This is a genomic window from Brevundimonas sp. UBA7664 (assembly GCF_002483305.1).
Taxonomy (GTDB): Bacteria; Pseudomonadota; Alphaproteobacteria; order Caulobacterales; family Caulobacteraceae; genus Brevundimonas.
The window spans coordinates 36382-55663 of the sequence record NZ_DLHQ01000017.1; the positions used below are offsets into that span (position 1 = coordinate 36382).

A 19282-nucleotide genomic window follows, 5' to 3' on the forward strand; every position below is an offset into this window, starting at 1 on the left:
GCTAGATCACGCCACAGCCCGCGAGCGTGGCGAAACTGGTAGACGCAAGGGACTTAAAATCCCTCGACTTCGGTCATGCGGGTTCGACCCCCGCCGCTCGCACCACGGCCGCCGTCAGCCCGGCCCGATGGCCACGCTGGACAGCAGGGCCACGACCTCGGCCTGCCGGGTGCAGCCGGTCTTTTCCAGCACACGGCGCAGCTGGGAGCGCACGGTCGTCATCGCGACATCGCCGGCGGCGGCGATCTCCTCGAGGGTTCTGCCGGTGGCCAGACCGCCGGCGACGCGCGCCTCCTGGGGCGTCAGGTCGAACAGCGACTGCATGATTTCGGCCGAGGGGGCGCGGTCGCCGGCGACCGGGGTGATCATCAGCAGGGCATAGCTCTGGCCGAAGATGTCGTGCGCGGATCGTTTGATCGGCATGACGTGCAGCACCATCGACGCCCGGCCATGGGCGTCGCGCAGGGGGATCGAGCAGGCCTCCGATCCGGGCGTCTCGATCGCCGCCAGCGCCGCCAGCCACTGATCGTTGGCGCGCTTGTCCGGCAGGACGAGACGATTGTCGGCGCCGAAACGGATGCGCTCGGGCAGGGTCTCGATCAGGGCGTTGGCCTCGATCACCCGGCCGGCCGAATCGGCCACCAGGGCGGGCAGGCGCAGGGCCGTCAACGCCTCTGCGGCCCCCTGGACGCGCTGGAGCTCAAGCCGCGCCGACACCATGGCGCTGCGGGACAGGTGCGGGCGGAGTTCGTTCAGACGATCGACATAGGTCTGTTCGATCGGGCCGCGCCCGAACTCGCGTTCGACGCTGAAGACGATGTTGTCGCCCGTGGGAATCTTCAGCCCCGTTCCGGCGGACCAGCCGAGCCCCCGGGGCCGGAAGAAGTCGCGGTAGATGGGGTCGGCGTCGAGTTCGTCCTCGCTCCAGAAATCCTGCTCCACGAAGAAGGATGGCTGCGACTGCCCCATCAGGCAGACCCGCCGGCTGCAGCGGGTGAACCAGCCGTCGGCGACGTATTCGTCGAAGACATCGCGGACGGCCCCGGACGCGGTCCAGTAGAGCGCCTTGCGCGCGGAGAACAGCAGCCCGCCGCGGGCTTCCGTCAGGGTCGCGAGGTCGTCGAGAACGGACGGCCACAGCTCCGGCACGACGGAGCATTCGTAAATGCGGTCGATCAACTCAGCCGGCACCCGGGGCCCCGATCATCTTTGGCCGGCGGTTCGGAACGCCGCCGGCGCGACGATCTCACATCCCGCTGATCGCGGGAATAGCCGCTCCGGGCCTGGGCAGATCCGGATCGAGGGCGTCCGCGCGCGTCGCTGACGCCGAAGGCGCCGCCCGCTACGTCCCATTGACCGGCCGGGACGGTGAAACGGCCGGCGCCGCCCGAGGGGATCGCCATGCCGCGGGCAGCCGGTGCAGCCCGTAGGTCGAGCTGCTGCAGGAGATCAGCACGGCGTGGAACTGGTCTCCGGTGGCGTTGATGACCTGGATCGAGCCGCGGGGCTCGCCCGGACGGACCAGGGGACCGCCCGTCACCAGGCTGGAGGAACAGCCCGAGAGGGCGACGACGGCTCCGAGCGCCAGAACGCAGCGAAGAACGGTGTTCATGATCAGCGCCTCCCGCAACAACCGGCGTCGTGCGCCAGCCTCCCTGCGGTGGATCTAGGCGGAGACGGACCGGGCCGGCGTCATCCAAACGGATGAAACAGGAGCGATCTCAGACCGGCGAGGCTAGCGCTTCTTGCCCAGCTCGGCGGCGATGTCCTTGATGTTGCGGCCGGCCTTGCGGTGGGCGGCGGTCAGTTGGTCGCGGGTCACGCCCCAGCGCTTCATCCAGTGTTCGACGGCCTGGCGTTCGGACAGGTCCAGCCGGTCCCGGTCGATGAAGCCGCGCTTGTCCTTCAGTCCCGCCATCGGTCGCTCCTCTCCCGCGGCGTGCACCGCGCCCCCGCCTTACCGCATAACTTCGTGTTTCGCGCGCCGAACCGCGCTCGAACCCGCGCGCTTTCATGGCAGAAGAGGGAATCGCCCCTCCGGCCCTATGGATATTCGATGAAAAGAGCCCGGCGCGCCCGCATCGTCGCGACCTTGGGACCCGCCAGCCGGGCGCCCGGCATGGTCAAGGCCCTGGCCCAGGCCGGGGTCGACGTGTTCCGCCTGAATTTCAGCCACGGCTCGCATGAGGATCACGCGGCGGCGTTGAAGGCCGTGCGCGGGGCCGAGCTGGCGCTGAAGCGGCCGCTGGGCGTGCTGGCGGATCTGCAGGGGCCCAAGCTGCGGCTGGGCAAGTTCAAAGACGTCGAGATCGACGTCAAGCCGGGCCACAAGATGCGGTTCGACCTCGACCCGACGCCGGGCGACGCGACCCGGGTGCAGATGCCGCATCCGGAGATCTTCCGCGCCCTGCGCACCGGCATGCTGCTGCTGCTCGACGACGGTCGGGTGCGGCTGCGGGTCAATGAGCGTGATGACACGTGGGCCGATGTCACGGTCGAGAGCGGCTCCAAACTGTCCGATCGCAAGGGCGTGGCGGTGCCCGAGGCGGTGGTGCCGGTCTCGGCCCTGACGCCCAAGGACCGGGAGGACCTGGCCTTCGCCCTGCGCATCGGCGTCGACTGGGTGGCGCTGAGCTTCGTGCAGAAGGCCGAGGACATGGCCGAGCTGAAGCAGATCGTGAAGGGCCGCGCCGCCTGTCTCGCCAAGATCGAGAAGCCGCAGGCGTTGGCGGAGCTGGAGAGCATCCTCGACTATTGCGACGGGGTGATGGTCGCGCGCGGCGATCTGGGCGTGGAGCTGGAGCCGGAAGAGGTGCCGGTGGCGCAGAAGCAGATCATCCGCGCCGCCCGCCAGCGCGGGGTGCCGGTGATCGTGGCGACACAGATGCTGGAGAGCATGACGTCGTCTCCCGCGCCGACCCGGGCCGAGGCCTCGGACGTGGCCAATGCCGCCTATGAGGGCGCTGACGCCCTGATGCTGTCGGCCGAGACGGCCTCGGGCGACTATCCGCTGGAATCGGTCGGGGTGATGAGCCGGATCATTGAACGGGTCGAGAAGGACCCGATGTGGCCCAGTCTGATGGACGCCGAACACGCCGGCATGGACGACATCGACGCCGACGCCCTGGTCGCCGCGGCGCGCAAGGCGGCCGAGGCGCAGTCGACGGCCTGTATCGTGGTGTTCACGACCCTGGGGGGAACGGCGCGGCGGATGGCGCGAGAACGGCCGCTGCAGCCGGTTCTGGCCCTGACGCCCAATCCGGACACGGCGCGACGGCTGGCGCTGGTGTGGGGTCTGGAGACGCGGCTGGGCAAGGAGCCGGCGTCGCTGGAGGATGTGACCGAGGACGCGGTCAACAGCGCGGTCGAATACGACATGGCCCAGCCGGGTCAGCGCATCCTGATCCTGGCCGGAACGCCCTTCGGCGCGCCGGGGGCTGCGAATCTTCTGCGACTGGCCCATGCTCCGGCGAAGGGGCGCAAATAGCGTCTGATCCCTTCCGGTCGGCATGATCAAATACATCGGCTCAAAGCGGGCGCTGCTGACCCAGATCGCGACGGCGATCCGCGGCCAGCTGCCTGACGGCGGGACGGTGTGCGACCTGTTCTCCGGCAGCGCGCGCGTGGGGCATGCGCTGAAGCGCGAGGGGTTCCGGGTCTGGTCGAACGACCACAACGCCTATGCCCACACGCTCGCCACCGCCTATGTCCAGGCCGACCGCGAACGCTGGCTGGACAGGGCCGAGGCGGTGCTGGCCGAACTGCGGGCCGTGACGCCCGAGGCCGGCTGGTTCACCAAGGCCTTCTGCGAGGACGCCCGCTATTTCACGCCGCAGAACGGCGCGGTCATCGACGCCATGCGCGACCGGATCGCAGCCATGGCGCTGGAGCCCGAGCTGGAGGCGATTGCGCTGGTCAGCCTGATGGAGGCGGCCGACCGGGTGGATTCCACGGCCGGTCTGCAGATGGCCTATATGAAGTCATGGGCGGCGCGGGCGCTGAAGCCGCTCGAGCTGCGCATGCCCGACATCCTTCCCGGCGTGGCCTGCGGACCGTGCAAGGCGACGCGACGGGACGCGGTCGAACTGGCCCCCGAGGTCGAGGCCGATCTGGTCTATCTGGACCCGCCCTACAATCAGCATTCCTATCTGGGGAACTACCACTGCTGGGAGAGTCTGGTGCTGTGGGATCGGCCCGAGACCTACGGGATCGCCAACAAGCGGATCGACGTCCGCACCCGCAAGAGCGCCTTCAACAGCAAACCCGGGATCGCGCTGGCGCTGCAGGCGGTGATCGAGGGGCTGAAGGCGCCGAACCTGATCGTGTCGTTCAATGACGAGGGCTATCTGGGGCGTGACCAGCTGGTCGGCATGCTGTCGGGTCGGGGCGAGGTGCAGGTGATCGAGATCGCCCGCCCGCGCTACGTCGGGGCCCGCATCGGCATCCACAATCCCAAGGGCGAGAAGGTCGGGGCGGTCGGTCGGCTGAGGAATGTCGAATATCTGTTCGTGGTCAGCAAACGGCCGGTCAGCCTGGCGGACGCGGCCTAGGCCGGCGGAACGACCGTTTGACATTGTCGTTTAGCGGGCATGGAAATGTCGCCCATGACCTCCGCCCGCCGCCTTGAGGGTGTTCGCGCCTATGGCCGCGCCGCCGACGCCTTTGACACGGTCGCCTGGCGACCGCCGTCGTCGGCGCGGTTCGATCCCCGGGTGGCGAACGATGCGGTCGACCCCGAGCCGACCCTGAAGGAACTGATCGCCGATCTGCCCGGCTGGGTGACCGTGGTCGGCGGCGGCGTGATCGCGGCCCTGATGGGCGCGCTGGTCGGCGGGGCGCTGGCGCTCTGATCCGCTATTGATCCAGCAGGGCCCGGATCGGCGCCCAGCTGCGACGGTGCGCCGGGCAGGGACCCCGTTCCTTCAGCGCGGCGGAATGGACCGGCGCATTGTAGCCCTTGTGGCCGGCGAAGCCGTAGCCGGGGTATTCCGCGTCGAGTTCGACCATCAGCCGGTCCCGCGCCGTCTTGGCCAGGATCGAGGCGGCGGCGATCGACAGGGAGAGGCTGTCGCCCTTGATCACGGTCTGCACCGCGCACGGCAGTTTGAATCCGTAGTTGCCGTCCACCAGCGCCGCGACGGGCTGGATCGCCATCGCCTCGATCGCCCGGCACATCGCCAGCCCGGTGGCGTGCAGGATGTTGTGGGTCTCGATCTCCTCGACGGAGGCGAAGCCGACGCCCCAGGCGAGGGCGCGGGCCTTGATCTCAATCTCGAGGGCCTCGCGCCGGGCGTGGGTCAGGGCCTTGGAGTCGTCGATGCCGGCGGGCAGGTCGTCGGGATTGAGGATCACCGCCCCCGCCGAGACCGGCCCGGCCCAGGGTCCGCGGCCCGCCTCGTCGACGCCGCAGACCGGTCCGCCGGCGCTTTCGATCAGCAGGACCTCCAGTGCCAGGGTCGGGAAGGCGCGCGAAAGCTTCGCCTTTGCAGGGGGTTTGGCCGGAGTCTTCACGACCGGGCCATCGCACGAACCTGCCGGTGACGGAAGCATTCCGCACCGTGATCGTTGACCATGCCCACGGCCTGCATGAAGGCGTAGACGATCACCGGTCCCACGAAGGTGAAGCCGCGCTTCTTCAGCGCCTTCGACATCGCCTCGGATTCAGGGGTGGCCACGGGCCGGGCGTCGCCGTCGGGCCAGCTGTTCTGAATCGGGGCGCCGCCGACGAAGGACCAGAGCCATTCGCTGAAGTCCTCGCCGCTGTCGCGCATCTCCAGCCAGATCCGCGCGCCCTTGATGGCGCTGTTGATCTTGGCCCGCGAGCGGATGATGCGGGAGTCGCCGAGCAGACGTTCGATGTCCGCTTCGCCATACGCCGCGATCGTCTCCGGGTCGAAGCCGTCGAAGGCGTCGCGCATCCCCTCGCGTTTGCGCAGGATGGTGATCCACGCCAGCCCGGCCTGGAAACCGTCCAGCACCAGCTTCTCCCACAGGGCGCGGGCGTCGTACTCGGGCACGCCCCATTCCTCGTCGTGATAGGCGACGTACAGCGGATCGGTCCCGCACCAGGCGCAGCGATGGAGTGAGTCGGCCATGAGGAGAGGGTAGCGGGTTGGGGTGGGGTGCGCAGTGGGTCCGATCTCGACCCGCGAGACTTTCTTCAGGCGCGGAGTATGGTCACCCGCAGATCGGCGCATTGAGGGAGGCGCGCTCGGGAGTTCTCCATGACAACGGATTTCAGGACATTTCGGATCGTGGCCATCGTCGTCGCGGCAGCAGTTCTGTCCGCATGTGCCGGGGGACCGTCTGACGGCCGCCGCGTGGATGGCGCGGTCGAGTGTCCGTCAGTGACAGCATTTGTTGACGGGACTCCCGTGGGCCAGCCGCGGAAGGCGGTGTTCTACTGGCCGATTAAACCCATGACCATTTATCTGTTCGCCCAGCTTTTCGCCGATCCTGATGACACGGTGGCGTCAGACTTTTACGCCGCCCATGCCCGTTCCACCCATTATTTCAGCCTGTCCGACATCGCCGATAACCTGCAGAACTGCCTTCGACACGGCGCCGCCACTCCGGATGGATTCCATCTGATCCGCGGCCGAAAGGTTCGGATCAGCGCAACGGAGGGGAGATGCGCGGCGCTACCGGAGGACCGGGCAGCCCAGCCCGGTTGTCTGGTGATTGAGGTGCAGGGCACGGCAGGCAGCTGAACCGCCATGGGGACGGGGCAGCGATCAGCCACGAAAAAGGGCCGCGCCCCGAAGGACGCGGCCCTGATCTTCGGCCGGACCGGGTGATCAGCCAGCGGTGTAGCGGTATTCGGTGATCTGGCAGACGTTGATGCGGTATTTCTCGAGCTCGTCGCCGTCGGCGAAGCGGGCCTTGAAGTCATAGATGCAGGCGCCGGAGCCGTCGTCGATGTTGATCGTCACCGAGGCGCCGTTGGCCAGCACGTCGCGGCCGAGAATGTCTTCCTGCCAGTCGTCCTCGCCCGAGTTGGAGGCGTAGAAATGGGTCATGGTGACGCCGGTGACATTGATGATGCGAACGCGGCGGTCCTGACCGTCGTTCGACTGGAAACCCATCGTCCCGAGGGCGACAGCCGAAATGGCGGCCGCAAGTACGGCGCGGCGTGCGAAAGCCTTGAACATCTTACATTTCCTTGGAGGGATGCGCCCCCTGCGCAGCTTCGAACTAACACCGATGTGTCAACTACGTCGAGATGGCGGCGCGATAATTCGCTGAATGATGAAGGCCGATCGTCAGGCGGCGCTTCGGCCCTGCTGTGCTACAGAGACCGCCAGCCGCAGCATTGATGGAACGACCGCCCATGCCACGTACCCCCGTGCGCCTGCTCGCCGCGCTGCTGACCGCGCTGTGGCTCGCCGGCTGCGGAACCATTGCCCGTCCGGAAGGCGGGGTCATCCGGCTTGACGCCCGGACGTGGCGTCCGACCGAGGACCCGCGCATCCGCGCCGGCGACACGGTCCGGGTCGAGGCGCTGGCCACCGAGATCGGCGACCGGTTGTGGAGCAGTTCCGAACCGCCGGCCATCCTCGCTCTCTCGGGCGGCGGGGCCAACGGAGCCTATGGCGCGGGCGTGCTGACCGGCTGGACCGAGAGCGGAAGCCGCCCCGCCTTTCTGGTCGTCACCGGGGTCAGCACCGGCGCGCTCGCCGCCCCCTTCGCCTTTCTGGGGCCGGAGTGGGACGACGAACTGCGCGGCGCCTATGCCGAGGGGCGGACGCGTGGGCTGCTGGGCTGGCGCAGTTTCGCCGGCCTGGTCACGCCGGGTCTGTTCGATTCCGGGGTGCTGAAGGACCTCGTCGAGGACTATGTGACGCCGGAACTGCTGCGCCAGATCGCCATCGAACACGACAAGGGCCGGCGGCTGCTGATCGTGACCACCAATCTGGATACGCAGGAGACGGTGATCTGGGACATGGGCGTCCTGGCCCGGCAGGGCGGGGACCAGGCGGTGGCGCTGTTTCGCGAGGTTCTGCTGGCCTCGGCCAGTATTCCCGGCGTCTTCCCGCCGGTGATGATCTCCGGCGTCGATGACGAGGGGCGGTTGATCGAGGAGATGCATGTCGACGGGGGCGTGATCACACCCTTCCTCGGCATTCCGGAAAGCCTGTTGACGGTGACCACCCTGACGCCGGCGCCGGACGGAACCGCGCTTTACGTCCTCATCAACGGGCAGATGGGTCGCACCGAAACGATCACCCGGGGCACGCTGCCGGCCATTCTGGCCCGGACCTATGACACGATGAGCAAGGCGAACCTGCGCACCAGCCTGGCCGTCAATCTGGTCTTCGCCGAGCGCAACGGCCTGAGCCTGTATGTGGCCGCCATTCCCGACGGCGTCGAAGCTTCCAGCCTCGACTTCGGCCCCGAGTCCATGGCCGCGCTGTTCGAACTGGGACGGGCCGCGGCCGCGGGCGGCGCGGCATGGTCGGAGATGAAGAGCCCGGAGCCGGAAGCCGCCGCCGAGACAGCCGCGACACCGCCCCCCGTCGCGCCGGGCGACTGATCCGCGGCCTGATCAGGGGATTTCGGCGAAGGCCCGCACCGGGAAAGTCCCGAACGCCTTCACCTTGGGCGGGGCGGCGGTGAAGCGGAAGCCGGCGTCGGGCAAGAGTTCGAGCCCGCGCATGTGTTCGCAGATCGGGATGCCGGCGCCGAGCAGCAGGGTGTGGGCCGGGCGCGACCGGGTGCGGGTGTCGTCGATGTTGTGGGAGTCGATGCCCACCAGGGCCGCGCCCGCCTCGACCAGCCCGGCGGCGGCGGCTTCGGTCAGGAAGGGGTGGTTCTCGAAATAGGCGTCCGAGCGCCAGTGGCGGGCCCAGCCGGTGTGGACCAGCACGGCCTTGCCGCGCAGATCGAGGCCGGCGAACCGGTCGGCGTCGATGGCCTGGATGCCCGGCGTCCGGACGACCAGGCCGGGCAGGCCGGCGACGCGGTCGAGGCCGACATCGCTGAGGTCCTCGCCGTCGGCGTAGCGGTGGAAGGGGGTGTCCAGATAGGTGCCGGTGTTGCCGACCATCTCGATCCGGCCGATCTGGAATTCGGTCCCCGGGTCGTAGTGGGCGCGGGAGGCCTCGCGGCTCAGATGATCGCAGACCAGCGGGGCGGGCAGGCCCTTGTAGGTGATCATGCCGGCTTCGATGGAGTGGCTGAGGTCGATGAGCGGCATGAAACGGGCGTCCGGATTGTGGGACCAGGATGATGATCGGGCCCCCGCCGCGGGTCAAAGGGGGTGGACAAGTCGCGGTCGAGGCGAAAAAAGGGCGGCTCCCAACAAGGAAGGATTCTGACCATGCGTATCGCCCTGTTCGCCGCCGCCGCGGCCGCCCTGACCCTCGCCGCCTGCTCGCAGCAGACCGAGGAAAACGCCGCCGCCACCGCCGATTCGGCTGGCGAGACCGTCGCCTCGGCCGCGCAGGACACGGCCGCCAACGCCGACGCCGCCGCCGACAACGCCGCCGCCGCCACCAACGAAGCCGCCGAGAACGTCGACGCGTCGATCCAGACGCCCGCCGAGACCCCCGCGCACTAAGCGACGGCCCTGACTAACGGAGACGCGCCCGGGGTCAGCTCCGGGCGCGTTTTTCGTTCTGGAGGCCGCTCCAGTCCGGCAGCCGCGCCGTGACCCGCCGGCCATCGACCGTCAGATCGCCGTCGATCCGGTCCAGCCGCAGCGCGGCCATGGCCGCGCCGTCGCGGCCGCTGAGCACCTCGCCGGCGCGAAGCTCGCCGTTCAGCACCTCGGCGCCGAAGGGGGGCGGCGGACCGTCGAAGGCGATCGGCAGCATACGGGTCTTGATCGCCCCGCGTCGCTTCATGCGCGAGGTTGTCTCCTGGCCGACGAAACAGCCCTTCTGAAAGTCGATGCCGTTCAGCAGGTCGAAATTGGCCTCGATCGGATAGGTCTTGTCGGCCGGAGCGTCGGCGGATGGATCGGGGACGCCGACGGCGAGGCGGTGGGCCTGCCAGTCGGATTCGTCGGCGGTCGTTTCGCTGTCGCCGCCGTAGCGGCGGCCGCCGAGGCCGGGCGCCCGGGGGTCGGCGGCGAAACCATCGGCGACGTCGGGCCAGCTGGCGAAGACACGGCGGTCGTCGGCCTCGACCGTGACCTGAGCCCGCAGCCTGTACATCGCCAGCCGCTGCAGCAGGGCGTCGCGACGGTCGGCGGCGACATCGAGGACGACAGCGTCGGCCTCGCCCCACAGGAACAGGTCGAACAGCAGCCGCCCGGGCGGCGACAGCAGGGCGCCGAAGCGGAGCTCGCCGGGCGCCAGGGTCTCCACATCCTGGGTCAGCAGATTGTGCAGGAAGGGCCGGGCGTCGGCGCCCGAGACCCGGATCAGGGCGCGGCTGTCGAGGTGGGCGATACGGGTGGTCATGAGGGTCTAGATAGGGCGCCGCAGCGCAGTTCTACAGGCAGGTGCCCCAAGTTGGAGCGCCGGGACGGGCGATCAACGCATCAATACTGGTGCTTAACTCGACCGGATCAGTCCGGGCGATATGTTCGAACATCTCCAGGCCATCACCCTGGCAAAGCTCCGCTTCAGGTGCGCCGACATGCGCCTGCTGCGACTTGAACTGGGCGATCTCTTCCGGCGTGAAGTCCGAATTGTCCCGGACATAATCATCCAGCTTTTGGACGGTTCGGCGTAACTCCGCCTGCGCCTGCGGGTAATGGTCCGGTGCACAGCGACGGCCGACCTCTTCGACCAAACTGTAGATGGCCCAAGCGCAGATGACGCCCTCGCCGGGAGGAGCTTCACGTGGGACTTGCGGAGCAGGCGGGACGGATGCCGCGCCCATAAGCAAGCTGAGTGAGCTCGCTATCCAGATAGATCGAACTTCCACGGCGTCCTCCCTCGTCCACAGCGAACTTACGCGCATGTCGCACGAACGCGACCCCAACGACGCTGACAGAGCGAGAATCCGTATACGGTGCGATCCATGGCCGCACGGTTCCCCATCCTCTACATCGCCGAGGCCGACGCGAGCGACGCGATCCTGTCGTCGGGGGTGCTCGCCTATATGGTCGAGGCCATGCCGCAGGCGAGCTTCACGATCGTGGGATCGCCGAAGAGCGCGCCCCTGTTCGCGGACACGCCGCGGCTCGACCGGCTGATCGTGCTGGAACGCGACAGCCGGCTGGACTGGCTGGGGCTTTGGAACAAGGTGCGGGAGACGAAATGGGGGCTGGTCGTCGACATGCGCGGCACCACCCTGTCGGGCAAGCTGAAGCGGCAGAAGCGGGCCGTGCGCGGGGCGTGGGAGGCCGGGGTCCACGCGGTCGAGCAGGCGGCGCGGGTGCTGCAGCTGGAGGAGGTTCCGGCCCCGAAGCTGTTCGTCTCCGAGGCCACGCAGACGAAGGCGGACGCCCTGATCCCGTCCGAGGACGTCCCGATCCTCGCCATCGGCCCCGGCGCGGACTGGATGGGCAAGGTCTGGCCCTCGGAACGCTACGCCAAGATCGCCGTGGCCCTGGTCGGCGACGGTGGGCCGATGGAAGGCGGTCGGGTGATCGTGGTCGGCGACGACAACGCCCGCGACGCGGCCCATGTCATCCGCCTGTCGCTGCCGCGCACCCGGGTGACCGAGCTGCAGGGCCGGCTGGGCCGGCTGGAAAGCGTCGCGGCGATCGGGCGGGCGGCGCTCTATGTCGGGGCCGACACCATCTGGACCGACCTGGCGGTGGCGTCCGGCGTGCCGGTGGTGGCGGCCTTCGGGCCGTCGGATGAGGCCGAGCACGGGCCGTGGGGCGGCATCGCGGTGCGCGGGCCGCGCTCGGTCGAGGAGTTCCGCAAGATCGACCCGAACCTGAACCAGGCCATCCAGCACATGAACGACCTGCCCGCCGACCGGGTGCTGAAGGCGGCGACGAAGCTTCTGGCCGAGCGCGCGGCGGCCTAGATCGTTCGGCCGCGCGGGGCTAAGGGACGGGGCATGACCCAGACATACGACCTGATCGTCCGCGGCGGCGAAGTGGCCAATCACGCGGGGCGCGGCAAGGCCGACGTCGGCGTGGTCGACGGGCGGATCGTCTTCGTCGGCGACCTGTCGCAGGCCAGCGCCGGGGAGACGGTCGATGCGACCGGCCTGACCGTCCTGCCCGGCGTCATCGACACCCAGGTCCATTTCCGCGAGCCGGGGCTGGAGTGGAAGGAAGATCTCGAGAGCGGCTCGCGCGCGGCGGCGCTGGGCGGGGTCACTTCGGTGTTCGAAATGCCGAACACCGAGCCCAATACGACCGACCCGGAGACCCTGGCCGACAAGCTGGACCGGGCGCGGGACCGGATGTGGACGGACCACGCCTTCTACATCGGCGGGACGCACGGCAATGCGAAATACCTCGCCGAGCTGGAGCGGCTGCCCGGGTGCTGCGGGGTCAAGGTGTTCATGGGGGCCTCGACGGGGACCCTGCTGGTCGCCGATGACGACGGGGTGCGCGAGGTGCTGCGCCACGTGAAGCGGCGGGCGACCTTCCATTCCGAGGACGAGTACCGGCTGGTCGAGCGGCGGCCGCTTGCCCGGACCGGCGACTGGACCAGCCATCCCGAGGTGCGCGACGCCGAGAGCGCCATCCGTTCGACCCGGCGGCTGGTGGCCCTCGCCCGCGAGGTCGGCGCGCGGATCCATGTGCTGCACGTGTCGACGGCGGAGGAGGTGCGCTTCCTCGCCGACCACAAGGACGTCGCCACGGCCGAGGTGACGCCGCAGCATCTGACGCTGGACGGGGACGAGGCCTATGCGCGGCTGAAGGGCTATGCCCAGATGAACCCCCCGATCCGCAATGCGGCCCATATCGCCGGGCTGTGGGGCGGGGTCGAGCAGGGGGTGTTCGACGTGCTGGGCTCGGACCACGCGCCGCACACGATCGAGGAGAAGGCCAAGCCGTATCCGGCGTCGCCGTCGGGGATGCCGGGGGTGCAGACCCTCGTGCCCGTGATGCTGACGCATGTGGCTGAGGGCCGGCTGAGCCTTGACCGGTTCATCGACCTGACTTCGCACGGCGCCAACCGGATCTTCGGCATCGCCGGCAAGGGGCGGATGGTCGAGGGCTACGACGCCGACCTGACGCTGGTCGACCTGAAGGCGAAGCATGTGATCCGCCACGCCGACATGGCCAGCCGTTGCGGCTGGACGCCGTTCGACGGGTTCGAGGCGACCGGCAAGGCGATGGCGACGATCGTCCGGGGCCGGGTCGTGATGAAGGACGGCGAACTGGTCGGATCGGCGCACGGGCGGCCGGTGCGGTTTCAGGAGACGCTGGGCTAACGCGGCCGGAGGATAAAACCGGCCACGTCATCCACCACCGCCGGGGCCAGCGGCAGGGTCGGGTTGCTGTGGGTGGCGATGTTGCCGGCGCGGTCGGCGGGGGCGATCTTGAGCAGGTGGTTGACGCCCTCCCACAGAACGAGATGGACGCCGGGGCGGGCGGCGGCGAGGGCCTCGGCCTCGACCACCGGGGTCTGGATGTCGGTGGTGCCCGAGCCGACCATGACCGGGCCGTCGTAGGCGGCGGTCAGGGCGGCCGGATCCATGGCCAGCCACGAGATCAGATAGGGCTGGACCGAGGGGCGGAACAGGGCGGCGAGGGCCGGGGGCGTGTCGGCGACGGTGCGGCCGGCTTCGAGCTCGGCGAGGGCGTGGAAGGCCTGGGTCCGCATCGGCTCGGGCAGTTGCGAGCCCAGCTGCTCCTCGAGCACCAGGCGGGCCCGCCGACCGGCGCCGGACAGCAGGACGAGGCCGCAGACGCTGTTATTGCCGCCCTCGACGGCGGCGAGGGCGACCAGCGCCCCCTCGCTGTGGCCGATCAGCCAGACGCAGGGCTGGCCCGTCCGTTCGGCGGCGGCGGCGGCCCAGGCGCGGGCGTCCTCGACCAGATGGCCGAAGCGCATGTCTTCCTCGCGGCCGCCGGCCGCCGCGCTTCCGGCGATGCCGCGCTTGTCGGTGCGGACGGTGGCGACGCCGTGGGCGGCGAGGCCCTCGGCGAGCAGGCGGTAGCTGGAGGCCGAGACGCCGAGCGGGCTGTTGCCGTCGCGGTCAGTGGGGCCGGAGCCGGCGATGATCAGGGCGACAGCGCGGGTTGGGCCGTCGGGGGTCAGCAGGGTCCCGTGCAGGGGCGCGGGCTCCGTCGGCAGGACGACCGGCGTGGCGACCGGGTCGGACAGCAGGGCGGCGGCGAGGATGAGGCTGAGCATGGCGGGTCTCCGGGGCCGGATCAGAAGGGCTGGCGGTCGGGGTCGGTGCGCCAGACGCGCCAGCTCTCGACCACGGACCAGACGGCGGCGACGACGATGGCGGCGAGGAGGCCGTAGAGGCCGAGCGGGCGGGGCGCGAAGGGCGCGGTCAGCAGGCCGGCGAGGCCGATGACGAAGAACAGACGGCCGGCGAGGCGGTTCGACCGCTCCCAGGCCAGGCGGCTCTTGTAGGCCCAGGGCGTGCGGACGCCGACGAAGGGATTGGGGCCGACGCGGCCGAGGAAGGCCCCGATCAGCAGGATGACCAGGCTCATCAGGGCCATGGGCAGGGCGCCGCTGATGTCGGTCGTCCCGGTCAGGCTGGCCGAGGCGACGAGCAGGCTGACGAGGGGAATGCTGAGGACGACGACCAGCTGGGCGTAGCGCAGGGCGCGGCGCCGGGCCGGATCGTCGGTGCGGCCCGCCGCCAGGGCCATGCCGCCGCCGAGCAGGAGGGTCAGCAAGGCGAGGCCGACCAGGGCGCCGCCGACCAGTTCCCGACTGCCCCAGTCGTCCGCCTGACCGGCGGCGTTGTAGTGGATCGGCAGCAGTTCGGTCGGCCCGGCGAGGACGGTCCAGACGCCGATCCCGCCGACGAGAAGGCTCAGGCCGACCGTGGCGGTATTGAGCGCCGGGGCGGATTTCTGCGGGGCGGTCATGTCGTGTCTCCCGGATCGGGGCGGCCGGAGCCGGTCATGGCCAGCAGGAAGGCGAGCGCCTCCTCGACGGCCGAGATTTCAAGGCGGTAGCGGATCGAGGCCCCCTCGCGCTCGGGCGAGACCAGTCCGGCCTCCTTGAGCGCATTGAGGTGGCCAGTGATCGTCGGCCAGCTCATGTCGAAGGCGGCGGCGATGTCGCCGGACGCCATCGGGCCCTTGCGCAGCATGTCGATGATGCGGCGGCGGACGGGGTGGGACAGGGCCTTGAACAGGGCGTTCATAGGGAAGAGGCTAATTAGGAATTAGCCTAAGTGCAAGCCCGATGGCGCCGGCGTCCGAGCGCCGCCGCGAGGGATCGCCTCCGCTTTCGCGGGATTGACAACCCGACGCCAAGCTGGACCCTGTTCCGCGGGGTGGCTGAAGGCGGGCAAGGTGCTGAATAATCTGAAAAGGATGCTGTGCCGCCACGAATGGGTGTGGTCGGAGCGGCGGGGCAAAGAAGTCTGCTACCGGTGCCGGCAATCGCGCCAGGTCGCTGACAGCGGCCAAAGGCCTGCGCCACCGGCCAGCCCGGTCAGCGCCACTCCGCCGCTGAGGGATGCCGTCGTTCAGGGCGACCCCGTCGAAGTCCGGCTCGCACAGGGCGAGGTCGAGATCGGGCTGATCGTGGCGGAGGAGGCCGCCAGACCCGGCTTCAGCTTCGGCTCCCTTGGCGACCAGAGCCTGAACGCCGCCAGGGTTCGCGATGTGCGTCGGTCGTAAGCGCCGCTGAAGGCGCAGCCGGCTGCATCATGCCCGGGCTGCTCAGATCGAGAAACTGACCCCGCACCCGCAGCTCGAGGCCGCATTGGGATTCCGCACCACGAATTGCGCCCCGGCGAGGTCGTCGACGTAGGCGATCTCGGAGTTCTTGAGGAAGGGGAGGGAGACGGGGTCGACCAGGGCCGCCTGTCCGTCGGCCTCGATGCGCAGGTCGTCGGCGTCGGCGGTCTCGACCAGTTCGAAGCGGTACTGGAAGCCGGAACAGCCGCCGCCGTCGACGGCGACGCGGAGCATCACCGGGCGACCCTCGGCCCGGCCCAGTTCGGCCAGCCGTATCGCCGCGCTGCCGGACAGGGTCAGGCCGTGACCGCCGGCGGACGGCGACAGCTGGTAGGCGGGGATGGATTGGACGGTGCTCACAGGGGGCTATATGAGGCGCGGACGGGCGTTCGCAAAGGCCCGGGCCCGAAAGAGCGGCACACTGTGATCCCCGAACGCGCGCCATACGCCGAATATCCCGAGCACAGCCGCGGGCGGCTGACCCCCGAACCGATCAGCCGGACGCGCAACGCCTACGCCCGCGACCGCGACCGGATCATCCACGCCACCGCCTTCCGCCGGCTGAAGGAGAAGACCCAGGTCTTCGTGGCGCACGAGGGCGATCACTACCGCACCCGCCTGACCCATTCGCTGGAGGTGGCGCAGATCGCGCGATCGCTGGCCCATGCGCTGCGGCTGGACACCGACCTGGCCGAGACGGTGGCGCTGGCGCACGACCTGGGGCATCCGCCGTTCGGCCACGCCGGCGAGGACGAGCTGCAGGCGCAAATGCAGCCGTGGGGCGGGTTCGACCACAACGTCCAGACCTTCCGCGTGGTGACGAAGCTGGAGCATCGCTATCCGCAATTCGACGGGCTGAACCTGAGCTGGGAGACCGTCGAGGGGGTGGTCAAGCACAACGGGCCGGTGTCGCACCGTCTGCATGAGCCGGCGTGGAAGGCGATCGCCGACTATGCGCCGGGCTGGGACCTGCGGCTGGGGACCTTCGCCTCGCTGGAGGCGCAGGCGGCGGCGATCGCGGACGACATCGCCTACAACAATCATGACGTCGACGACGGGGTGCAGGCGGGGCTGTTCACGCTGGACGACCTGGCCGATGTGCCGCTGATCGGGCCGGTGCTGCACGGGGTGCGCAGGGACTGGCCGGATATCGACGACCGGATGATCCGCATCGAGGCGGTGCGGCGCATGATCGGGGCCATGGTCGAGGACGTGCTGGCCGAGACCGAGGCGCGGATCGAGGCGGCGGGCGTGCGCTCGACCGAGGCGGTGCGCACCGCTGACCGGATGCTGGTGGCGTTCTCGCCCGGCATGCTGGCCGATCTGGGCGTGCTGCGGAAATTCCTGTTCGAGCGGATGTACCGCCACTATCGCGTCAACCGCACCCGCAGCCAGGCGCGGCGGCTGCTGGGCGAGATGTTCCAGCTGTTCATGGCGGAGCCGGCGACGCTGCCGCCCGAATGGTCGGGCCGGGCGGACGTGGCGGACGAGGCGAAGCGGGCGCGGGCGGTGTGCGACTATATCGCCGGCATGACCGACCGCTATGCGATCGAGGAGCACAGGAAGCTGTTCAGCCTGGATCTGGCGCTGGATTTGTAGGGGATTGAGTGGTTCCCCCGATCTCCCGGCCTGAAAAAGGACTCGGACCGGGATAGAGTGTCTGTTCCACGCGTCGATTCGCGCGGACCCGACGGAAGGCGCGGTCATGTCCAATGAAGATCCCTATCGTCCGAACCAGGGCCGCGACCGGGGCGCCTATACGCCGCCGACCGACGACGACCTGCCGTTCAACCGCGGCGGCTATGATCCGCGCCGGGGCGGCGGCGGCGGCGGCGGCAAGGCCCCGCCGATGACCCTGATCATCTCGGGCGTGGTGCTGCTGGTGCTGATCATCGCCGTGGTGGTCTATTACCGCGCCGGGCCGCGCTCCTCGAACGACGCCCCGCCCGCCGTCGGCACGCCGGTCGTGGAGATGAAGGCGGAGGCCCCCCTGGACGCGCAGCCGATCGACCCCGAGGCGGGCATCGACGTCTATGACGCGGCCGAGGCCCCGACCGCCGCCCCGACCTTCGTTCCGCCCCCGGAAGCCGTGCAGCCGCGTCCGGCGGCTCGCCCGACCACGACCGAGCCGAGACTGCCCCGGGTCGCGCCGACGGTCGGCGGGCCCGCAGTGGTGCCCGGTCCGAAGGCCGAAGACCGTCCGCCCACCCCGGTCGGCGGCAGTTCGGGCGTCCAGATCGGCGCCTTCTCGACGCCCAGCCTGGCCGATCGTGAATACGCCGCCATCGTCGGACGCTATCCCCAGTTCACCGCCGGGGCCGACAAGCGGGTGCAGGAGGTGACGGCCTCGAACGGCTCAACCGTCTATCGCACCACCGTCACCGGCCTGAGCCGCGAACAGGCGACCGGCCTGTGCAATGCGATCAAGGCCGCCGGCGGCGACTGTTTCGTGCGTTGATCCATCGGTGACCTCGGCGGCGATCTATGGGTGTAGCGGCCATCGGCTGACGGAGGCGGAGCGCAGTTTCTTCGCCGAAGTCCGGCCGTGGGGGTTCATCCTGTTCCGGCGCAATATCGACAGCCCGGAACAGGTGCGGGCTCTGACCGCCGAACTGCGCGACAGCATCGGCGACGCCGCCGCCCCGATCCTGATCGACCAGGAGGGCGGACGGGTGCAGCGGATGGGACCGCCGCACTGGCCGAAATATCCGCCGGGCGAGGCCTATCTGAAAGCGACCAACGATCCGCTGGCGGCGCGGGAGCTGGTCCGGCTGGTCGCGCGGCTGATGGCGCATGACCTGAAGGCGGTGGGGATCAATGTTGATTGCCTGCCGGTGCTGGACGTTCCGGTTCCAGGCGCCCACGACATCATCGGCGACCGGGCCTACGCCCAGGACCCGGCGACCGTGGCGCAGCTGGGCCGGGCGGCGGCGGAGGGGCTGCTGGCCGGGGGGGTCCTGCCGGTGATCAAACACATGCCGGGGCACGGGCGGGCCTTCGCCGACAGCCACCATGACCTGCCGGTGGTGCACGCCGATCTGGCGACGCTGGACGGCTGGGATTTCGCGCCGTTCAAGGCGCTGTCGGACATGCCGCTGGCGATGACCGCGCATGTGGTGTTCGACGCCATCGACCCGAAGCGGCCGGCGACGACGTCGAAGAAGGCCGTGAACCTGATGCGGACCGAACTGGGGTTCGGCGGCCTGATCATGACCGACGACCTGTCGATGAAGGCGCTGTCGGGTTCGCTGCGGGACAGGGCCGAGGCGGCGCTGAAGGCGGGCTGCGACGTCGTCCTGCACTGCAACGGCGACCTGAAAGAGATGCGCGAGGTCGCGGAGGGCGTCGGCAAGCTGAAGGGCAAGGCGGGCAAGCGGGCCGCGGCGGCCATGTCGCGGATCGTCAGCGCGTTGGAGCCGCTGGACCCGTTCGAGGCGCGGCTCCGGTTCGACGCGCTGATGGCCGGCAAGCTGGAGGCGGCGAAGGGACCGGATGTCGGGGAGGCTCAACCATGAATTCCTTCCCCCCTTGCGGGGGAAG

General features: G+C 69.6%; 25 protein-coding genes and 1 tRNA gene. 13 read left to right on the forward strand and 13 right to left on the reverse strand.

From position 1 onward, the window contains the following. Nucleotides 1–20 precede the first annotated feature (20 nt). Nucleotides 21–105: transfer RNA gene (locus tag B2742_RS03230), tRNA-Leu, on the forward strand. A gap of 9 nt (nt 106–114) precedes the next feature. Here B2742_RS03230 and B2742_RS03235 read toward each other — a convergent pair. From B2742_RS03235 to B2742_RS03245, 3 genes are all read right to left on the reverse strand, one after another. After that, nucleotides 115–1179, reverse strand: a complete 1065-nt coding sequence (locus B2742_RS03235) for a helix-turn-helix transcriptional regulator (protein WP_292062897.1) — start codon at nt 1177–1179, stop codon at nt 115–117. Nucleotides 1180–1342: 163 nt separating this feature from the next. Next, the gene (locus tag B2742_RS03240; RefSeq protein ID WP_292062900.1) at nt 1343–1612 is read right to left on the reverse strand and encodes a hypothetical protein; all 270 of its coding nucleotides are present in this window, start codon (nt 1610–1612) and stop codon (nt 1343–1345) included. Between the two features lie 123 nt (nt 1613–1735). After that, a complete protein-coding gene (locus tag B2742_RS03245) occupies nt 1736–1918 on the reverse strand; it encodes a DUF3606 domain-containing protein (protein ID WP_056617584.1) in 183 nt (60 codons plus the stop codon). Between the two features lie 138 nt (nt 1919–2056). Between B2742_RS03245 and pyk the strand changes: the two genes are divergently transcribed. Genes pyk through B2742_RS03260 form a run of 3 tightly spaced genes read left to right on the forward strand, consistent with a single transcriptional unit; the run spans nt 2057 to nt 4850 of the window. After that, nucleotides 2057–3487, forward strand: coding sequence for a pyruvate kinase (pyk, locus tag B2742_RS03250; RefSeq protein WP_292062910.1), 1431 nt, complete (start codon nt 2057–2059; stop codon nt 3485–3487). 22 nt (nt 3488–3509) lie between these two features. After that, on the forward strand, nt 3510–4550 hold the full coding sequence (locus B2742_RS03255; RefSeq protein ID WP_292062913.1) for a DNA adenine methylase: 1041 nt from the start codon (nt 3510–3512) through the stop codon (nt 4548–4550). Between the two features lie 54 nt (nt 4551–4604). Further along, a complete protein-coding gene (locus tag B2742_RS03260; protein ID WP_292062915.1) occupies nt 4605–4850 on the forward strand; it encodes a hypothetical protein in 246 nt (81 codons plus the stop codon). A gap of 4 nt (nt 4851–4854) precedes the next feature. Here B2742_RS03260 and B2742_RS03265 read toward each other — a convergent pair whose 3' ends face one another. Together B2742_RS03265 and B2742_RS03270 are read right to left on the reverse strand one after the other, a co-directional pair. Beyond that, nucleotides 4855–5511 (reverse strand): ribonuclease HII, encoded by a 657-nt coding sequence (locus B2742_RS03265; protein ID WP_414633038.1) that lies wholly within the window; start codon nt 5509–5511, stop codon nt 4855–4857. Next, nucleotides 5508–6095, reverse strand: coding sequence for a DNA-3-methyladenine glycosylase I (locus B2742_RS03270; RefSeq protein WP_292062918.1), 588 nt, complete (start codon nt 6093–6095; stop codon nt 5508–5510). The genes B2742_RS03265 and B2742_RS03270 overlap by 4 nt, the downstream gene beginning before the upstream one ends. Nucleotides 6096–6224: 129 nt before the next feature. On the opposite strand from B2742_RS03270, the gene B2742_RS03275 reads away from it, so the two are divergent. After that, complete coding sequence (locus B2742_RS03275) at nt 6225–6710, forward strand: hypothetical protein (protein ID WP_292062921.1); 486 nt, start codon at nt 6225–6227, stop codon at nt 6708–6710. 87 nt (nt 6711–6797) lie between these two features. Here B2742_RS03275 and B2742_RS03280 read toward each other — a convergent pair whose 3' ends face one another. After that, nucleotides 6798–7151 carry a hypothetical protein gene (locus B2742_RS03280; RefSeq protein WP_292062924.1) on the reverse strand — a complete coding sequence of 118 codons (354 nt, stop codon included), beginning with the start codon at nt 7149–7151 and terminating at the stop codon, nt 6798–6800. A gap of 179 nt (nt 7152–7330) precedes the next feature. Here B2742_RS03280 and B2742_RS03285 point away from each other — a divergent pair, with 179 nt between their 5' ends. Further along, nucleotides 7331–8533 carry a patatin-like phospholipase family protein gene (locus tag B2742_RS03285; protein ID WP_292062927.1) on the forward strand — a complete coding sequence of 401 codons (1203 nt, stop codon included), beginning with the start codon at nt 7331–7333 and terminating at the stop codon, nt 8531–8533. Nucleotides 8534–8545: 12 nt separating this feature from the next. Here B2742_RS03285 and B2742_RS03290 read toward each other — a convergent pair whose 3' ends face one another. Continuing rightward, nucleotides 8546–9196: a cyclase family protein gene (locus tag B2742_RS03290; RefSeq protein ID WP_292062930.1), complete on the reverse strand. Its 651-nt coding sequence runs from the start codon at nt 9194–9196 to the stop codon at nt 8546–8548. Between the two features lie 123 nt (nt 9197–9319). On the opposite strand from B2742_RS03290, the gene B2742_RS03295 reads away from it, so the two are divergent. Continuing rightward, a complete protein-coding gene (locus B2742_RS03295; RefSeq protein ID WP_292062932.1) occupies nt 9320–9559 on the forward strand; it encodes a hypothetical protein in 240 nt (79 codons plus the stop codon). A 34-nt stretch (nt 9560–9593) separates the two neighbouring features. On the opposite strand, the gene B2742_RS03300 is transcribed toward B2742_RS03295, so the two are convergent. Together B2742_RS03300 and B2742_RS03305 are read right to left on the reverse strand one after the other, a co-directional pair. Then, entirely contained in the window at nt 9594–10406 is an 813-nt protein-coding gene (locus B2742_RS03300) for a YgfZ/GcvT domain-containing protein (RefSeq protein ID WP_292062935.1), read from the reverse strand. Between the two features lie 31 nt (nt 10407–10437). Next, the gene (locus B2742_RS03305; RefSeq protein WP_292062937.1) at nt 10438–10740 is read right to left on the reverse strand and encodes a hypothetical protein; all 303 of its coding nucleotides are present in this window, start codon (nt 10738–10740) and stop codon (nt 10438–10440) included. Nucleotides 10741–10971: 231 nt separating this feature from the next. Between B2742_RS03305 and B2742_RS03310 the strand changes: the two genes are divergently transcribed. Both B2742_RS03310 and B2742_RS03315 read left to right on the forward strand, forming a co-directional pair. Then, complete coding sequence (locus B2742_RS03310) at nt 10972–11931, forward strand: glycosyltransferase family 9 protein (protein ID WP_292062941.1); 960 nt, start codon at nt 10972–10974, stop codon at nt 11929–11931. A gap of 33 nt (nt 11932–11964) precedes the next feature. Next, on the forward strand, nt 11965–13296 hold the full coding sequence (locus B2742_RS03315; protein WP_292062944.1) for a dihydroorotase: 1332 nt from the start codon (nt 11965–11967) through the stop codon (nt 13294–13296). Here B2742_RS03315 and B2742_RS03320 read toward each other — a convergent pair. The 3 genes from B2742_RS03320 to B2742_RS03330 are packed head-to-tail and all read right to left on the reverse strand — an operon-like array spanning nt 13293 to nt 15201. Next, nucleotides 13293–14222 (reverse strand): alpha/beta fold hydrolase, encoded by a 930-nt coding sequence (locus B2742_RS03320; protein WP_292062947.1) that lies wholly within the window; start codon nt 14220–14222, stop codon nt 13293–13295. The two genes, B2742_RS03315 and B2742_RS03320, sit on opposite strands and share 4 nt — an antisense overlap. Before the next feature lie 20 nt (nt 14223–14242). Further along, complete coding sequence (locus tag B2742_RS03325; RefSeq protein ID WP_292062950.1) at nt 14243–14920, reverse strand: SdpI family protein; 678 nt, start codon at nt 14918–14920, stop codon at nt 14243–14245. Next, complete coding sequence (locus B2742_RS03330) at nt 14917–15201, reverse strand: metalloregulator ArsR/SmtB family transcription factor (RefSeq protein ID WP_292062952.1); 285 nt, start codon at nt 15199–15201, stop codon at nt 14917–14919. Before B2742_RS03330 ends, B2742_RS03325 begins: the two co-directional genes overlap by 4 nt. Before the next feature lie 151 nt (nt 15202–15352). On the opposite strand from B2742_RS03330, the gene B2742_RS03335 reads away from it, so the two are divergent. Beyond that, complete coding sequence (locus tag B2742_RS03335) at nt 15353–15682, forward strand: hypothetical protein (RefSeq protein ID WP_292062955.1); 330 nt, start codon at nt 15353–15355, stop codon at nt 15680–15682. Nucleotides 15683–15724: 42 nt separating this feature from the next. Here the strand turns inward: B2742_RS03335 and B2742_RS03340 are convergent, their stop codons facing one another. Beyond that, nucleotides 15725–16102, reverse strand: coding sequence for a HesB/IscA family protein (locus B2742_RS03340; RefSeq protein ID WP_292062958.1), 378 nt, complete (start codon nt 16100–16102; stop codon nt 15725–15727). A gap of 63 nt (nt 16103–16165) precedes the next feature. On the opposite strand from B2742_RS03340, the gene B2742_RS03345 reads away from it, so the two are divergent. The 3 genes from B2742_RS03345 to nagZ all read left to right on the forward strand — a co-directional run bounded on the left by B2742_RS03345 (nt 16166) and on the right by nagZ (nt 19257). Then, entirely contained in the window at nt 16166–17341 is a 1176-nt protein-coding gene (locus tag B2742_RS03345) for a deoxyguanosinetriphosphate triphosphohydrolase (RefSeq protein WP_292062962.1), read from the forward strand. Nucleotides 17342–17447: 106 nt separating this feature from the next. Then, nucleotides 17448–18200, forward strand: a complete 753-nt coding sequence (locus B2742_RS03350) for an SPOR domain-containing protein (protein ID WP_292062963.1) — start codon at nt 17448–17450, stop codon at nt 18198–18200. A 7-nt stretch (nt 18201–18207) separates the two neighbouring features. Continuing rightward, nucleotides 18208–19257: a beta-N-acetylhexosaminidase gene (nagZ, locus tag B2742_RS03355; RefSeq protein WP_292062967.1), complete on the forward strand. Its 1050-nt coding sequence runs from the start codon at nt 18208–18210 to the stop codon at nt 19255–19257. Nucleotides 19258–19282: the final 25 nt, after the last annotated feature.

Bases quoted from the DNA above. Each gene is read 5' to 3' on its own strand.
- B2742_RS03245 (WP_056617584.1), bottom strand. From the start codon at position 1,918: ATGGCGGGACTGAAGGACAAGCGCGGCTTCATCGACCGGGACCGGCTG.
- B2742_RS03315 (WP_292062944.1), top strand. From the start codon at position 11,965: ATGACCCAGACATACGACCTGATCGTCCGCGGCGGCGAAGTGGCCAAT.
- B2742_RS03270 (WP_292062918.1), bottom strand. From the start codon at position 6,095: ATGGCCGACTCACTCCATCGCTGCGCCTGGTGCGGGACCGATCCGCTG.
- B2742_RS03275 (WP_292062921.1), top strand. From the start codon at position 6,225: ATGACAACGGATTTCAGGACATTTCGGATCGTGGCCATCGTCGTCGCG.
- B2742_RS03295 (WP_292062932.1), top strand. From the start codon at position 9,320: ATGCGTATCGCCCTGTTCGCCGCCGCCGCGGCCGCCCTGACCCTCGCC.
- B2742_RS03280 (WP_292062924.1), bottom strand. From the start codon at position 7,151: ATGTTCAAGGCTTTCGCACGCCGCGCCGTACTTGCGGCCGCCATTTCG.
- B2742_RS03350 (WP_292062963.1), top strand. From the start codon at position 17,448: ATGTCCAATGAAGATCCCTATCGTCCGAACCAGGGCCGCGACCGGGGC.
- B2742_RS03300 (WP_292062935.1), bottom strand. From the start codon at position 10,406: ATGACCACCCGTATCGCCCACCTCGACAGCCGCGCCCTGATCCGGGTC.
- B2742_RS03330 (WP_292062952.1), bottom strand. From the start codon at position 15,201: ATGAACGCCCTGTTCAAGGCCCTGTCCCACCCCGTCCGCCGCCGCATC.
- B2742_RS03290 (WP_292062930.1), bottom strand. From the start codon at position 9,196: ATGCCGCTCATCGACCTCAGCCACTCCATCGAAGCCGGCATGATCACC.
- B2742_RS03240 (WP_292062900.1), bottom strand. From the start codon at position 1,612: ATGAACACCGTTCTTCGCTGCGTTCTGGCGCTCGGAGCCGTCGTCGCC.
- B2742_RS03285 (WP_292062927.1), top strand. From the start codon at position 7,331: ATGCCACGTACCCCCGTGCGCCTGCTCGCCGCGCTGCTGACCGCGCTG.
- B2742_RS03325 (WP_292062950.1), bottom strand. From the start codon at position 14,920: ATGACCGCCCCGCAGAAATCCGCCCCGGCGCTCAATACCGCCACGGTC.
- B2742_RS03310 (WP_292062941.1), top strand. From the start codon at position 10,972: ATGGCCGCACGGTTCCCCATCCTCTACATCGCCGAGGCCGACGCGAGC.
- pyk (WP_292062910.1), top strand. From the start codon at position 2,057: ATGAAAAGAGCCCGGCGCGCCCGCATCGTCGCGACCTTGGGACCCGCC.
- B2742_RS03260 (WP_292062915.1), top strand. From the start codon at position 4,605: ATGACCTCCGCCCGCCGCCTTGAGGGTGTTCGCGCCTATGGCCGCGCC.
- B2742_RS03320 (WP_292062947.1), bottom strand. From the start codon at position 14,222: ATGCTCAGCCTCATCCTCGCCGCCGCCCTGCTGTCCGACCCGGTCGCC.
- B2742_RS03255 (WP_292062913.1), top strand. From the start codon at position 3,510: ATGATCAAATACATCGGCTCAAAGCGGGCGCTGCTGACCCAGATCGCG.